This is a genomic window from Aliiroseovarius sp. xm-d-517, assembly GCF_013283135.1.
Classification (GTDB): domain Bacteria; phylum Pseudomonadota; class Alphaproteobacteria; order Rhodobacterales; family Rhodobacteraceae; genus Aliiroseovarius; species Aliiroseovarius crassostreae.
In genome coordinates, this window is the sequence record NZ_WBXT01000001.1 from 2,658,674 (window position 1) to 2,671,491 (window position 12,818).

At 59.6% G+C, this 12,818-nt stretch carries 15 protein-coding genes; 4 read left to right on the forward strand and 11 right to left on the reverse strand.

Features of this window, described 5'->3' with window-relative positions; all coding sequences use genetic code 11:
* Window positions 1-7: 7 nt before the first annotated feature.
* Both XMD517_RS12670 and XMD517_RS12675 read right to left on the reverse strand, forming a co-directional pair.
* Window positions 8-757 (reverse strand): N-acetyltransferase, encoded by a 750-nt coding sequence (locus XMD517_RS12670; RefSeq protein ID WP_173484842.1) that lies wholly within the window; start codon window positions 755-757, stop codon window positions 8-10.
* Window positions 754-1,482 carry a molybdopterin-binding protein gene (locus tag XMD517_RS12675; protein WP_173484843.1) on the reverse strand — a complete coding sequence of 243 codons (729 nt, stop codon included), beginning with the start codon at window positions 1,480-1,482 and terminating at the stop codon, window positions 754-756. Before XMD517_RS12675 ends, XMD517_RS12670 begins: the two co-directional genes overlap by 4 nt.
* Window positions 1,483-1,520: 38 nt before the next feature.
* On the opposite strand from XMD517_RS12675, the gene sfsA reads away from it, so the two are divergent.
* Together sfsA and map are read left to right on the forward strand one after the other, a co-directional pair.
* On the forward strand, window positions 1,521-2,219 hold the full coding sequence (sfsA, locus tag XMD517_RS12680) for a DNA/RNA nuclease SfsA (RefSeq protein ID WP_173484844.1): 699 nt from the start codon (window positions 1,521-1,523) through the stop codon (window positions 2,217-2,219).
* A gap of 60 nt (window positions 2,220-2,279) precedes the next feature.
* Window positions 2,280-3,128, forward strand: a complete 849-nt coding sequence (gene map, locus XMD517_RS12685) for a type I methionyl aminopeptidase (protein WP_173484845.1) — start codon at window positions 2,280-2,282, stop codon at window positions 3,126-3,128.
* 17 nt (window positions 3,129-3,145) lie between these two features.
* Here the strand turns inward: map and rsmD are convergent, their stop codons facing one another.
* The 8 genes from rsmD to XMD517_RS12725 all read right to left on the reverse strand — a co-directional run bounded on the left by rsmD (window position 3,146) and on the right by XMD517_RS12725 (window position 10,850).
* Window positions 3,146-3,703, reverse strand: coding sequence for a 16S rRNA (guanine(966)-N(2))-methyltransferase RsmD (gene rsmD / locus XMD517_RS12690; RefSeq protein ID WP_173484846.1), 558 nt, complete (start codon window positions 3,701-3,703; stop codon window positions 3,146-3,148).
* Window positions 3,703-4,908, reverse strand: coding sequence for an NAD(P)/FAD-dependent oxidoreductase (locus XMD517_RS12695; protein ID WP_173484847.1), 1,206 nt, complete (start codon window positions 4,906-4,908; stop codon window positions 3,703-3,705). Before XMD517_RS12695 ends, rsmD begins: the two co-directional genes overlap by 1 nt.
* Window positions 4,909-4,985: 77 nt before the next feature.
* Complete coding sequence (locus tag XMD517_RS12700; protein WP_173484848.1) at window positions 4,986-5,279, reverse strand: 4a-hydroxytetrahydrobiopterin dehydratase; 294 nt, start codon at window positions 5,277-5,279, stop codon at window positions 4,986-4,988.
* Entirely contained in the window at window positions 5,276-6,457 is a 1,182-nt protein-coding gene (locus XMD517_RS12705) for a GNAT family N-acetyltransferase (RefSeq protein WP_173484849.1), read from the reverse strand. The genes XMD517_RS12700 and XMD517_RS12705 overlap by 4 nt, the downstream gene beginning before the upstream one ends.
* Before the next feature lie 31 nt (window positions 6,458-6,488).
* A complete protein-coding gene (locus XMD517_RS12710) occupies window positions 6,489-7,244 on the reverse strand; it encodes a glycerophosphodiester phosphodiesterase family protein (RefSeq protein ID WP_173484850.1) in 756 nt (251 codons plus the stop codon).
* The gene (locus XMD517_RS12715) at window positions 7,241-7,702 is read right to left on the reverse strand and encodes a RidA family protein (RefSeq protein WP_173484851.1); all 462 of its coding nucleotides are present in this window, start codon (window positions 7,700-7,702) and stop codon (window positions 7,241-7,243) included. Before XMD517_RS12715 ends, XMD517_RS12710 begins: the two co-directional genes overlap by 4 nt.
* Window positions 7,703-7,776: 74 nt before the next feature.
* Entirely contained in the window at window positions 7,777-9,090 is a 1,314-nt protein-coding gene (locus XMD517_RS12720) for an HlyD family type I secretion periplasmic adaptor subunit (RefSeq protein ID WP_173484852.1), read from the reverse strand.
* Entirely contained in the window at window positions 9,087-10,850 is a 1,764-nt protein-coding gene (locus XMD517_RS12725; RefSeq protein WP_254449847.1) for a type I secretion system permease/ATPase, read from the reverse strand. Before XMD517_RS12725 ends, XMD517_RS12720 begins: the two co-directional genes overlap by 4 nt.
* A 201-nt stretch (window positions 10,851-11,051) precedes the next feature.
* On the opposite strand from XMD517_RS12725, the gene XMD517_RS12730 reads away from it, so the two are divergent.
* Together XMD517_RS12730 and XMD517_RS12735 are read left to right on the forward strand one after the other, a co-directional pair.
* The gene (locus XMD517_RS12730) at window positions 11,052-11,780 is read left to right on the forward strand and encodes a VacJ family lipoprotein (RefSeq protein WP_173484853.1); all 729 of its coding nucleotides are present in this window, start codon (window positions 11,052-11,054) and stop codon (window positions 11,778-11,780) included.
* A gap of 10 nt (window positions 11,781-11,790) precedes the next feature.
* The gene (locus XMD517_RS12735) at window positions 11,791-12,369 is read left to right on the forward strand and encodes a phospholipid-binding protein MlaC (RefSeq protein WP_173485572.1); all 579 of its coding nucleotides are present in this window, start codon (window positions 11,791-11,793) and stop codon (window positions 12,367-12,369) included.
* A 68-nt stretch (window positions 12,370-12,437) separates the two neighbouring features.
* Here the strand turns inward: XMD517_RS12735 and XMD517_RS12740 are convergent, their stop codons facing one another.
* The gene (locus tag XMD517_RS12740; protein WP_173484854.1) at window positions 12,438-12,722 is read right to left on the reverse strand and encodes a hypothetical protein; all 285 of its coding nucleotides are present in this window, start codon (window positions 12,720-12,722) and stop codon (window positions 12,438-12,440) included.
* Window positions 12,723-12,818 lie beyond the last annotated feature (96 nt).

Below are 12,818 nucleotides of genomic sequence, written 5' to 3' on the forward strand. Positions count from 1 at the left end.
CTGCTCCTCAGGCTTGTTTTGCGCGATAATGGTAATGGCCCACCAGATGCATGCCAAGGTCGGCGTAAAGCGGGTTGGCGGCGTGGTTGCCCTGCGTGACGATCAGCGACAGGTATTTGGCACCATGTTCCTCGGCCCAGATCGCTGCCTGACGCAGCAGGTTGCGCGCGGTGCCCATCCGGCGCAACTCCTCATCGACATGCAGCGCATGAACCATGGCGATGTCGTCATGAATGCCCACAAACCCGACACCTGACGGGGTGTCATCCGTGCGTGCCAGCAGGCCGGTCTTAACGCAGTTTGCACGCTCCATCACGGCCTGGCGCCCTTCGCCAATCCCACCGCGTTCCCACAGCTCCTGCATCACGGCAAGCTTAGGCCAGATCGCAAAAGCCGAGACCGGAGGAGGCGTTTCGCGGGACAGGTCCCCTATGGGAGAGACCCAGATATTCACCTCGTCCACCCGATCATACCCATGGGTTTCCAGCATCTCATCCAGATGCTCGTCACCTGCGCGGATCTGAAACAGCGGGGCTTGGCCCATATCCCGCATCGCCTTTTCGGCCGCAGGCAGGTCGGCTTCGGTGGTCGGCCAGTTTTCGGTTGCGGCGGAAACACGTTTTCCACCCCCTTGCCCGTCGCGCACGATCCAGGCGCCGATACGATTGGTGCTCGCGGCAGGCCAGGTCGCTTCGCAGACCTCGATCAGCGTTTCGGCGCTGGGCAGTTCCAGATGCAGCTTGGCGTTGGCGGTCATTTGTCCTCCGGGAATAGCTGTTTGAGGGCGGTCATGGCATCAGACAGGCGCGCGGGCTCGGTGCCGCGCAGCACGATATTCGCACCATACACCCCTTCATGTATGAATGGGTAGGAGCCAATCGACAAATCGGAAAATTTCGCAGCGACCTCGGCAAGTGGTCCCGCCAGATCGCCTTCGCCGCGATTGATACGAAGGGTTTGTGATATGAGCGGCGCCCCGCCGGTGAGTTGGGGCAGCACGCTGGCCACCATCGCTTTGAAGACGCTGGGCACACCCGCCAGGACATGCACGTTTTCAAGCGTGAACCCCGGGGCGATGGATACCGGGTTGTCGATCAGCGTGGCGCGATCGGGGATTCGCGCCATGCGCTGGCGCGCGGCGTTGAATTCACGTCCCTCGCGCGCGTAATAGGCTGCCAGAAGATCATGGGCATCGGCGCGAATGTCGATATGGTCGCCAAATGCCTCGGCAATGCAATCGGCGGTGATGTCATCATGGGTCGGGCCGATCCCTCCTGATGTGAACACATGGTCATAGGTGCTGGACAAAGCCCGCACCGCGTCAATGATGGTCGGCGCCTCGTCCGGCACTACCCGCACTTCCTTGAGGTCAATGCCGCGTTGGGTCAACTCGCCTGCCAGATAATGCATGTTTGCATCGCGGGTGCGTCCCGACAGGATTTCATCGCCAATGACCAGCATGGCGGCGGTGGGATTTGCCATCACTTGCTCCTTTTCTGTCTTCGGTATAGGCCGGGGATATGCAATTTCCCACCCCCCTGATCCCCGCCCGCCTGACCAAACGCTACAAACGCTTTCTGGCGGATGCGGTGCTTGAGGATGGCCGCGAGGTGACCGCGCATTGCGCAAATCCCGGTTCGATGATGGGGCTGGCGGTGCCCGGCAGCCGGATCTGGCTGGAACCCAATGATGACCCCAAGAAAAAGCTCAAATTCGGCTGGCGTCTGGTGGAGCACGAGAACGGGCATTTCACGGGGGTAGACACCTCTGTTCCAAACCGTGCGCTGAAAGCGGCGCTTGAGGCCCGCGCCTTTCGGGAACTGGGGGCCTATGATCAGGTGCGACCTGAGGTGAAATACGGAGAGAAGAGCCGGATAGATTTCCTGCTGCAAGGCGCTGCGCTGACATATGTCGAAGTGAAATCCGTCACCCTTTCGCGCGAGGCGGGGCTGGCCGAGTTTCCCGACAGTGTGACCGCCCGCGGGGCCAAACATCTGGCGGAACTGGAAAAAATGGTGGGGGAAGGGCATCGGGCGGTGATGTTCTATCTTGTGCAGCGCACGGATTGCGACCGTTTCGACCTTGCCCGGGATATCGACCCGACCTATGCCGCAGCTTTTGATCAGGCCCGTGCGGCAGGGGTTGAGGTGATCTGTTATGATACGGTGATCAGCCCGGAAGGTGTCGATATTGGCAAGCCTCTGGCGATTCTTGCCTGACTGGCCTATTTAAGGCGCAAAGGGGCCATGCGGCCCAGGATACGTTGAAGGATGACGTCGATGGATGACAAGATGCGCGTGACCAGAGAAGGGATCCGCCTCTATAACCCCGAGGATTTTGCAGGCATGCAGGCGGCGGGCCAACTGGCCGCTGAGATCCTCGACCGGATTGCACCGATGGTGGCGCCGGGGGTGACCACGGCTGAGCTTGATAAGGCGATCGAGGATATGGTGGACGAAGCGGGCGCCGTGTCCGCCACGATCGGTTACAAAGGGTATAAACACGCCTCGTGCATCTCGCTCAATCACGTGGTGTGTCACGGTATCCCCGGCTCAAAAGTGCCGAAAGGCAAGAACGAGAAATCTGCGCGCAAACATGATGAACTGATCGAGGGTGATATTCTGAATGTCGACGTGACCGTGATTGTTGACGGCTGGTATGGCGACACGTCGCGCATGTATAAAGTCGGCAAAATCAAACCCTTCGCGGACCGCCTGATCAATGTCACCCATCAGGCGCTGATGGAAGGAATTGCAGCGGTCAAACCGGGCAACACCTTTGGTGACATCGGGCACGCGATCCAGAAATACGTGGAAGCGCAGAAAATGTCCGTGGTGCGCGACTTCTGCGGGCATGGTCTGGGCCGGGTGTTCCATGCCCCCCCCAACGTGTTGCATTACGGTCGGCCAGGCTCCGGCCCGGTTCTGGAGGAAGGCATGTTTTTCACCATTGAACCGATGGTCAATCTGGGCCGCCCTGACACAAGGATCTTGGGTGATGACTGGACCGCGATCACCCGCGACAAATCCCTGTCAGCGCAGTTTGAGCATTCGGTTGGCGTGACCGCCGAAGGGTGTGAAATCTTCACCCTCTCCCCCGCAGGAAAGTTCCACCCAACCTGGGAGTGATGCCGGAAGGCGGCGGTTTATTCCGCCGGCTCGCAGATTGAAATCACCGTGTCGCCATAGCGGCGGCTGTCCAGCAGCCGGATGCCCTCTGGCAGGGTGATCTCGGTGTTTTCTTCCCAGACGATCAACGCATCCGGCGCGATCCAGCCCCCGGCGATGGCTGCGCTCAGCGCCTTTTCTCCCAGACCTTTGCCATAAGGCGGGTCAAGGAAGATCAGGTTATGCGCCGTGCCTTCCGGCAGTCGGGTGGCATCCCGTTTGACCACTGTCACCTCGTCCTGACAGCGGCATTTGGCGATGTTTTCCCGGATGAGAGAAAGAGCCTTTCGCCCATCATCCACCAGCGTGACATGGGCGGCCCCGCGTGAAAGCGCCTCAAGCCCCAGCGCGCCGGTCCCCGCAAACAGGTCCAACACGCGGGCCTCGTTGATCGGGTCGCCAAACCGACCACCGGTCAGCATGGAAAAAAGGCTCTCGCGCACCCGGTCGGTGGTGGGGCGCAGATGGGCCCCCGCATCCCCCTTGCCAACGCTTGCCAGTGCGAGCCCGCGAAATCTGCCAGAAATAATCCGCATTACATCAACGACTTCAGTTCGATGCCTGTGTCCGCCACGGCCTTTGAGGCAGGGGACTTTCCGGCTTCGATCAGCCGTTTTCCAATCATATAGGCGCGAGGATCATTGGCCGCATCCACCGCCAAAAGCGTGTCGCCCTGATAATACCAAAAGCTGACCGCGCCCTCTTTGTCGCCGGGGCGCGTGATCACCTGATCATATCCTGTGTTCAGACCCGCGATCTGGAGTTTTACGTCATATTGGTCGGACCAGAACCAGGGCTTGGCCAGATACTCCACACCCTCTCCCATCATGTTGCGCGCGACCACTTCTGCCTGATCAATTGCGTTTGGCACACTTTCCAGCCGGATCCGCTCGCCCCGATACGGGAAGGAGGCACAGTCCCCGGCCGCCCAGATATCGGGGGCTGATGTGCGCCCCTGAACGCCGGTCTTGATTCCGTTTTCGATCTCGATCCCGGCTGCTTCGGCGAGGGCGGTGTTGGCCGTGATGCCGACGCCAACAATGACAAAATCCACCTCAAGCGCGGTCCCATCGGAAAGCCGCGCGCCCGAGACACGCCCGTCTCCCGTCAGGGTTTCAAGGCCGATCCCCTCGAGGATCCTGACCCCATGGGTTGCGTGCAGTGTGCGGAAATAATCAGAGGTTTCCGGTGCCGCAACTCGTTGCAGGATCCGGTCTGCCATTTCCACCAACGTGACCTGAAGCCCCTTTTTGGCGGCAACCGCTGCGGCCTCCAGCCCGATATAACCACCGCCGACAATCAACACCCGGCGCCCTTCGGAAAACTCGGGTTCCATCCTGTCGACGTCACCCAGGGTGCGGACCACATGCACGCCTGCCAGATCGCCCCCAATCGCGGCGGGCAGGTGTCGCGGGGCGGACCCGGTGGTCAGCGCCAGCTGGTCATAGGCAAGGCGTTCACCACCGATCACCACCTGTTTCGCGGCAACGTCAATCGCGTCCACGCGGGTGCTCAGCCGCAACGTGATGTCCTGCTCTGCATAAAAACTTTCAGGCCGCAGATAGAGCCGTTCAAGCGCCATGTCCCCCAAGAGATAGGCTTTGGACAGGGGCGGGCGTTGATAAGGGGGGGCACTCTCTTCACCAATCAGGGTCACTTGGCCTTCAAAGCCGGAATTGCGCAGCTTTGCCACAAGGGATGCGCCCGCCTGACCTGCACCGATCACAATGATATGGCTCATGTTCTTCTCCTGATCCGGGCCTTCTGGACCCGCCCTGTGTCTATCCCGAAATGCTTTAACGATTTCAGCAGATAATCCTAGCCCGCAAGCGCATCAAGCTTTTGTGCAAGCTTCACATCACGCAGGCTGAGCCCGCCAACATCGTGGGATGTAAGCGTCACATCCACAATATTGTAGATATTGGACCACTCCGGGTGGTGGTTCCATTTTTCGGCAAAAAACGCGGCGCGGGTCATGAAACCGAATGCGTCAACAAAGCCGGAGAACCGGAATGCCTTGTGGATGGCGTCACGATCATTGGTGATACGCCACCCATTGTTCAGAAGTGGCGGCAAGTGCGTGTTGCGTTCTTCCTCAGTCAGCCGTGTCATCTTTCGTCCTCTGCGGGTTTGCGAAACGGGCTCAACTCCTGCAAGGCATCCATGTCTTCACGAATAAACGCGGCCTCCTCGCGCAGGAAACGGTCAATTGCCTCGCGCAAACCTTCATCTGCAATCCAGTGCAATGAATGGGTGCGCGTGGGGATATAGCCGCGTGCGTGTTTGTGTTCGCCCTGTGCCCCGGCTTCGACCCGAGAAAGCCCATGGCGCAGGGCATATTCGATGGCCTGATAATAGCACAGTTCGAAATGCAGGCAGGGGTGATGCTCGGTTGCCCCCCAATAGCGACCAAAAAGCGTGTTGCGACCGATGAAGTTCAACGCGCCCGCGACCGGTGCCCCATTTCGCAGGGCCAGAAACAGCAACACATCATCGCGCATCTCTTCCTGGACAAGATCAAAGAACGCTCGGGTCAGGTAGGGGCTGCCCCATTTGCGCGCCCCGGTGTCTTGATAAAAGGACCAGAAGGCATCCCAGTGTTCCGGGCGCAGCTCCGCTCCGGTCAGGGATACAATCTCGCCGCCAAAACCCTGCGCGACCCTCCGTTCCTTACGGATTGATTTGCGTTTGCGAGAGGTCAGGCTGTCCAGATAGCTGTCAAAATCCGCAAACCCGGAATTCTCGAAATGATATTGCACCCCTTCGCGTGGCAAAAGCCCCATCGCTTCACCCGCCTTGCGTTCCTCTTCGGTGCAAAAGGTGACGTGGAGCGATGAGAGCTCATTGTCAGCGGCGATCTGAACCGCCCCCTGCACCAGGGCAGCGCGCCCGATGCTGTCATATCCCGGCCGGGTCAGGAAGCGACGCCCGGTGACCGGGGTGAAGGGGACAGCGATTTGCAGTTTGGGGTAATACCGCCCACCCGCCCGGTCGAGAGCATTGGCCCAGCTGTGATCGAACACATATTCGCCCTGGCTGTGGGATTTTGCGTAAAGCGGTGCGCAGGCGATCAACTGCCCTTCCGTGTGAACTGTCAGGTAATGCGGCTGCCAACCGCTTTGTCCCCCGACGCTGCCGGATTTTTCGAGGGCAGAGAGAAAGCGATAGGTGGTGAACGGGTCAACCGCCCGCCCGTTTATGGCCTCGGGGCAGGCACAGGCATCCCAATCCGCAGCAGAAATGGCGGAAAGTGAGGCATGGGCGCGGATTTCGATCTGGGTGTCAGTCACCAGCCCATTGAGGCAGCCACCGCCCGGGGGGTCAAGCCTCGTACCCTTCGAAGGTCACGTTGTCTGCAATCTGTCGGGCTGTTTCTTCGACCTCTTGCGAACGCACCGTCCAGCACAGAACCGGCAATCCGCGATCCTTCAACCGGCGCACCGCAGGGTTGGTCAGGTCATTGACATCATGGCTGATGAAACCCGCCCCGACACGGTCAAAATCCGGGATGTCGCGCAGGTGGCGACGGGTCGCGGCGGGCAGCAAGGGCCAATCCTCCTGCAAATAGGCGCAGGTGACCAGTCCAAGCGGCAGATCGCGCCGGTGTTTTGCAAATTCGGCGATGGCGTGGGGGTTGAAGGACATGATTGCCACATCTCCCCTGTAATGCTCCAGGCACTGGGCCGCAGCCTGTTCCAACTGGCCGGTGCGTGGCCCCATTGCCCCGTCCTGATCCTTGATCTCGACCAGAAGCGGAACCCGCCCCGCGACTAGCGCCAACACCTCGTCAAAGCTGGGGATCCCCTCATTCCCGCCGCGCAGCCCAATGGCGCCAAGATCATCCGCGCTGCGCTGCTGAATGGGTCCCGTTGCGTCGGCAAGGCGGGCGAGATCATAGTCGTGAAAAACCATTGCCTGCCGGTCCTTTGACAATTGCAGGTCGATCTCGATGCCGTAACCGCGCTCCACCGCGGCTTCGATCGCAGCGCGGGAATTTTCCGGCCGGCCATTTTTCACGTTGTGAAAGGCGCGGTGTGCGATGGGAGCGGTGAAGAATGAGGGGGGAAGGGGCGTCATTTGACTTCGAAAATCCCTTCGATTTCCACGGCTACGCCGAAGGGCAGGCTGGCTGCTGAAACGGCGGAACGGGCATGACGACCGGCCTCTCCAAGGGCTTCGACCATAAAGTCGGACGCGCCGTTGATCACTTTGGGCTGATCTCCAAAATCAGATGTCGAGTTTACAAAACCCACCAGCTTTACCACACGAACCAGACGGTCGAGGTCTCCGCCGCAAGCGGCCTTGACCTGTGCCAGCAGGGCAATGGCGCATTGGCGGGCGGCGGCGGCCCCGGCGTCTGCATCCAGATCCTGCCCCAGTTTTCCGGTGATGAAAGCACCGTCCTTCATCGAGATCTGCCCGGATACATGCACCAGGTTGCCGACCTGTGCATAAGGCACATAGTTGGCGGCGGGGGCCGGGGCGTCGGGCAGGGTGACACCGATTTCGGCCAGTCGTTGTTCATATCCGCTCATGTCGCGTCTCTCCTCATGTCATTTCCCCGGACGCTAGCCTGCTTCCGGGGCTGGGAAAAGGCGAAATGCGTCCATTAGCGATCCCGAAACGCCTTGGTGAAATAATCAGTGAACGGTTTCACCAGATAGGTGAAGGGTGTCTGTTCCTGCGTTCGGGCAAAGCCCGTCACCGGCATGCCGGGCAGTAAGGTGGCCCCTTCGGGCAGTTTCTGTATTTCACCCTCATTCAGCGCAATCTCGGCGCGATAGAAGCTTTCCCCGGTGCTGTCATTGCGGAACGCATCAGGGGACAGGGTGATCACGGTTCCAAGCAGTTCAGGGGTGGTGCGGGTGGAAAAGGTTGAAAACTGCAGCCGCACCTCCTGTCCGACATGGACCTGATCTATGTGCAGCGGGCTGACCTGTGCGGCGATGCGTAGGGGGCGGTCCTGCGGCACCAGAAACAGCACCGTGTCGGCCGGTCGCAGTACCGAGCGTTCGGCAAAGATCTGCATCCCATGCACCACGCCGGACACGGGTGCGCGGATGTCGAGGCGATGCATCTGTTCGCGCAGACTGATCCGTTGTTCGGCCAGTTCCAGCCGGGTGGTTTCCATGTCGCGGAGCGCGGAAATCGCCTCTTCACGTCCTTGGGCCGCAAGCTGGGTAATCTGCAGCTCAATCTCGGTCATACGCCCCGCGGCCTGTGCACGCCCTGCAATAAGCTCTCCGATACGGCCCGCCAGAGAGGCCTCCTCGCGTTGCAGTGCCAGAACCCGGCTGGCCTGAGTTAAGCCTTTTTCAAGTAACGATTTTTGACTGGCCAATTCTGCGCGGATCAACTCCAGCTGCCGGTTCAGCGCCGTTTCCTGCGCCTGCAGGCCGGAGATCTGGCTGTTAATCTGGCCGACGCGTTTGCGCAGTTGTTCGGTCTGTGAGGCGCGTGTTTCGCGGCGCGAGACAAACAGGCGTTCCTGCCCCGCCACCAGCGCGGCGATGTCTGGATGGGTTTGTGCTGCATTCAGCAGTTCCGGCGCAAAGCTCAGCTTGTCCAGATTGTCCCTTTCCGCAACCAGCCGCGCGCTGCGCGCCAATAGTTCGAAATACTGGCCTTCGACCACATTCAGGCGGGATTGCAGAAGGGTTGCATCCAGCCGGATCAGGACTTCCCCAGCCTCTACCAGATCCCCCTCTTTCACGTTGATATCCGCAACAACGCCGCCATCGGGATGCTGTACGATCTGCCGGTTCTGTTCGACTTCGATGGCGCCGGGAATGATCACGGCACCCGAGATGCTGGCCAGGAGTGACCATGAGCCGAACCCGCCAATCAGGAAGATCAGCGCCAGGATGCCAAGGGTCAGGGGGCGTCGAGCCGAGAAGGGACTGGTGGGGGAGGGCTGTGTCATTGCACGCCCCCTTGCCCCTGTTGGGATCTGATCTGCTGGGCGTTTTTCACATGTCTGGCGAGAATTTCATCACGCGGGCCGAAGCCGCGCACTGTCCCCGCTTCGAGCATCAAAAGCAGGTCGCATTCGGCAATGGCTGCGGGGCGGTGGGCCATGATGATGACACATCCCTGGCGAGATTTGATGTCTCGGATTGCCTTGTTCAGGGCGAGTGTCCCTTCATTATCAAGGTTCGAGTTCGGCTCATCCAACACCAAAACCACGGGTTCACCGTAAAGCGCGCGGGCCAGGCCGATGCGCTGCATCTGCCCACCGGACAACATGCCGCCGGACCCGGAGATATGGGTGTCATAACCGTCAGGCAGGCGCAGGATCATGTCATGTGCATCAGCCCGGCGGGCGGCCTCAACCACCTTTTCGTGGTCGGGCCGCGGGGCCAGCCCGGCGATGTTTTCCGCAATGGTGCCGTCAAACAGGGTGATGCGCTGCGGCAGATACCCGATATGCTGCCCCAAAACAGCGGGGTCAAACTGTTCTAGCGCGGCGCCATCCAGACGCATTTTCCCTCCTGCAAGGGACCAGGCGCCGGTGATGACCCGCGCAAGTGTTGACTTGCCGGAGCCGGAAGGACCGATCACCCCGAGCGCCTGCCCCGGAGCGAGTGAAAAATTCACCATCCGCAGATTGGCCGCGTTCTGTCCCGGCGGCACCACGGTAACGTTTTCGGCGGTCAGTTCCGCGCGGGGACGCGGCAGTTGCATCCGCTCGGGATCTTGCGGGATTTCTGCAAGAAGTTCCGACAGTCCCCGCCAGCCCGAACGCGCGCGTTGCACCACCTGCCACTGCCCAATGGCCAGATCCACCGGGGCAAGGGCGCGCCCCAGCAGGATGGAGCCTGCGATCATGGCGCCGGGGGAAATCTCACCCTGAATGGCCAAATATGCGCCCAGCCCCAGCATGGCAGATTGCAAAAACAGTCGGAATGTTTTGGACAGGGCCGAGAAGCGGCCCAATTGATCTGCGCTGGTCAGGTTTTCGACAAGGGCGTGATGGCGGACCTGATGCCAGCGATCAAAGGCGGCATCCTGCATTCCCAGCGCGCGGATCATCTCGGCTTCAGCCTGGAGCTGTGCCAGCATGTGTTCGGCCTGGGAACTTGCCGCCTGTGCCTGGGCGACAGGGGGCAGGGTGCGGATCTGGTTCAGGATGGCGATCACCACCAGAACCAGGCCACCGGCAACCGCCAGAGCACCCAGCCATGGGTGGAAAATGGCAATCGCAAAAAGGAAAACCGGTGTCCAGGGAATATCGAAAACGGCTGTAAAAACGGGACTGGAGACAAAGCGCTGCACGGCTTCCAGATCGCGCAGGCTATTGCTGTGGCTGGTGGTGCCGGTGTGTCTGGCCAGCCGCCGCAGAGAGGAGGAGAACACCCGTCGTTCCAGATCGGTCTGAAAGCCTGCGCCGATCCGACCAAGCACCCTGCCGCGGGCGTAATCAAGCACCCCCATAACAAGAAACAGGAAGGCCATCACAAGTGTCAGCCCGACCAGTGTTTCGATGCTTTGTGATCCCAGCACCCGGTCATAGACCTGCAGCATGTAGATCGGGCCGGTCAGCATGAGGAGATTGACGAAAACAGAGAAAACTCCGGCAGCCACAAGCAACCCCCGGTAATTACGCCACACACGGCGCAGTTCCTCTTTGCCGTTTTCCAGAATATCCTGTCGCATCGTGCCTCGATTTTGTTCACCCAGCATGCTCAAATAACCTTAATAATCTACAAAAAATATCACCCAGAGCGTGCTTGGCATTCTGTCGCCAAATAGTCACATCTCGGCCTTCAAAACGGTTGCCCTCTGGGCATTCACGTCCCAATCTCTATGTGTCTGTTGGATATCTATACCACTTAAAGGGGGCGGGCCACCGGGATTCGGAGGTGGCTTGTCTGGCTGCTGACGATGAAAAAGACGCATGTTTTTGCCGCGATCGCGCTGGTTGTGCTGGGCGCCTGTGCCAAGGCGCCGGTGCCTGCCGGATATGATGACCCGCATGAGGTGCAGAACCGGCGCACTCATAAAGCGAATATCGCGCTTGACCAGATGCTGGTCAGCCCGGCTGCGCAGGTCTATGGCCAGGTTCCGAAACCAACCCGCACGGCGGTTGCCAATTTCGCGGATAACGCCAGCCTTCCGGGAACCGTGGTGAACAAGCTGCTGCAGGGGCAGATCGACGACGCGGTGCACAATACGGTGCGGTTCCTGTTCAACAGCACCTTTGGTCTGTTGGGTTTGTTTGATGTGGCCAGCGATATCGGGCTGGAAGAACGCGAGAGTGATTTTGGCGAAACCCTGCATGTCTGGGGCATGGCCGAAGGGGATTACGTGGTGCTGCCCTTCTTTGGGGCCTCCACCGAACGCGACACGCTTGGCATTGTCGGAGATTTCGTGCTGAACCCGCTCGGCTATGTTTTGCCGACGGGCTGGACCAATGTGCCGAAAGGTGCTTGGGTGATGTCGAAATTCGGCGATCGCTATGATTTTGCCGATAGTGTTGACAGCATTCTTTACAGCGAGGGCGACGGCTACGCGACCTTGCAGCTCTATTATCTCGACAGCCGCCGGTATGAGTTGGGGCAGGTGGTCGAGGATGATGAACTTGATGATTTGTATGAGGCGTATGATGGGTAAGATGACATTCATGAACCGACGCACGGTATTGGCTGGCATGGCCGCCGTGGTTGCTTTGCCAGGGGCGGCGCTTGCCGCGATTTCCGCTGGTCAGGCTGAAAAGCTGATTGGCAAGGTGGTTGCGGATATCAACTCGATCATCAATTCCGGCATGCCGGAAAGCAAGATGATCAGTCGCTTTGAAGGGGTGTTCCGGCAATATGCGGATACCGACTTTATTGCGCTGGCCGCGCTGGGTGTTGACGGGCGTTCGGCCTCGGCATCGCAGAAAAGCGCGTTCACCAAGGCCTTCACCGGGTATATCGCAAATCGTTACGGCAGCCGTTTTCGTGAGTTCGAAGGGGGCAAGATCGAGGTGGTCAGCTCCAAGCAGGTGAAAAGCCGTTTCGAAGTTCTGACCATGACCAAATTGCAGGGCAAGGCGCCCTTCGATGTGGTGTTCATCGTGTCCTCGAAAAATGGCAAATTTATCGACATGCAGGTCGAAGGCATCTCGATCGTGAAATCCGAGCGCAAGGAAATCGGCGCCATGCTGGACAAGCGCAAGGGGGATCTGGATTTGCTGATCCGGGATCTGGCAAAATACTGACCGGCACACCCTGCCAAACAATAAAACCCGGCCCATCGTGGGTCGGGTTTTTTTGTGGGCGGGGCGGCTCAGCTCAGCAGCAGCGACGACATGCCCGCGACAAAAACGATCATGAACCCTGCCAGCATCATTGCCCAATGCAGGAAACCGATCCGGGCCATGCGGATGTGGCTGGCGCGCAGCGGATCGCCGAACGGACGCTGATAGCCCGCATAAAGGGTCGCAAGTCGCAGGTTGAGCTTTTGCCCGCTGGCCCGCAGTGCTGCAAATTCCCGACGTCGGGATGTAATCCAGAACGACAGGAGGACCGCAGGAATGACCATCACGGCAGCGGCATCAATCAACCAGTTCATATGGGGGCTCCGACCTTGATTCGCGTTGGGCGTTTTGCGGGCCTCACATGTCATTGCTGAGGGGGATCTGCAATGCGATTTTTGGGTCGCAAGGTC

Excerpts from the sequence above, each read along its gene's own strand:
- XMD517_RS12700 (WP_173484848.1), bottom strand. The coding sequence starts at position 5,279 with ATGACACGGCTGACTGAGGAAGAACGCAACACGCACTTGCCGCCACTT.
- XMD517_RS12715 (WP_173484851.1), bottom strand. The coding sequence starts at position 7,702 with ATGAGCGGATATGAACAACGACTGGCCGAAATCGGTGTCACCCTGCCC.
- XMD517_RS12740 (WP_173484854.1), bottom strand. The coding sequence starts at position 12,722 with ATGAACTGGTTGATTGATGCCGCTGCCGTGATGGTCATTCCTGCGGTC.
- XMD517_RS12720 (WP_173484852.1), bottom strand. The coding sequence starts at position 9,090 with ATGACACAGCCCTCCCCCACCAGTCCCTTCTCGGCTCGACGCCCCCTG.
- rsmD (WP_173484846.1), bottom strand. The coding sequence starts at position 3,703 with ATGCGGATTATTTCTGGCAGATTTCGCGGGCTCGCACTGGCAAGCGTT.
- XMD517_RS12675 (WP_173484843.1), bottom strand. The coding sequence starts at position 1,482 with ATGGCAAATCCCACCGCCGCCATGCTGGTCATTGGCGATGAAATCCTG.
- sfsA (WP_173484844.1), top strand. The coding sequence starts at position 1,521 with ATGCAATTTCCCACCCCCCTGATCCCCGCCCGCCTGACCAAACGCTAC.
- XMD517_RS12670 (WP_173484842.1), bottom strand. The coding sequence starts at position 757 with ATGACCGCCAACGCCAAGCTGCATCTGGAACTGCCCAGCGCCGAAACG.
- XMD517_RS12735 (WP_173485572.1), top strand. The coding sequence starts at position 11,791 with ATGAACCGACGCACGGTATTGGCTGGCATGGCCGCCGTGGTTGCTTTG.
- XMD517_RS12725 (WP_254449847.1), bottom strand. The coding sequence starts at position 10,850 with ATGCTGGGTGAACAAAATCGAGGCACGATGCGACAGGATATTCTGGAA.
- XMD517_RS12730 (WP_173484853.1), top strand. The coding sequence starts at position 11,052 with ATGAAAAAGACGCATGTTTTTGCCGCGATCGCGCTGGTTGTGCTGGGC.
- map (WP_173484845.1), top strand. The coding sequence starts at position 2,280 with ATGGATGACAAGATGCGCGTGACCAGAGAAGGGATCCGCCTCTATAAC.
- XMD517_RS12710 (WP_173484850.1), bottom strand. The coding sequence starts at position 7,244 with ATGACGCCCCTTCCCCCCTCATTCTTCACCGCTCCCATCGCACACCGC.
- XMD517_RS12695 (WP_173484847.1), bottom strand. The coding sequence starts at position 4,908 with ATGAGCCATATCATTGTGATCGGTGCAGGTCAGGCGGGCGCATCCCTT.